1 protein-coding gene is annotated in these 355 nt (G+C 65.9%); it reads right to left on the bottom strand.

Annotated features, from left to right (window positions below; genetic code table 11):
* Nucleotides 1-20 precede the first annotated feature (20 nt).
* Nucleotides 21-355: Lrp/AsnC ligand binding domain-containing protein (locus tag FLQ44_RS23075; RefSeq protein WP_147696196.1), on the bottom strand; the 335-nt coding region annotated here is incomplete at its 5' end.

Genomic DNA, 355 nt, shown 5'->3' with positions numbered 1-355 from the left:
CCCGAATCCCGGCTCCAAACTCAATCCACCTCCAGCTCCAGCGTTTCCTTGACCTCCTCCATCACCGCATAGCTGCGTGAGCCGGAGACGTGGGGCAGGGTCAGCAGGGTCTCGCCCAGCAGACGGCGGTAGGCAGCCATGTCGGGCACGCGGGCCTTGATCAGGTAATCGAAGTCGCCGGAGACCAGGTGGCACTCCAGCACCTGCGGCAGTACGACCACGGCGCGCTTGAACTCCTCGAACACGTCCATCGCCGTGCGCAGCAGGCGGATTTCGACGAAGACCAGCAGACCGGCGCCCATGCGGCCCGGGTCCAGCCGGGCGTGGTAGCCGCGGATATAGCCCTCGTCTTCGA

Origin of the sequence: Vogesella mureinivorans (assembly GCF_007644035.1) — a bacterium.
Taxonomy (GTDB): domain Bacteria; phylum Pseudomonadota; class Gammaproteobacteria; order Burkholderiales; family Chromobacteriaceae; genus Vogesella; species Vogesella mureinivorans.
Note: the sequence above shows the minus strand (reverse complement) of the source record. Positions and strands in the feature narration are given on the sequence as shown.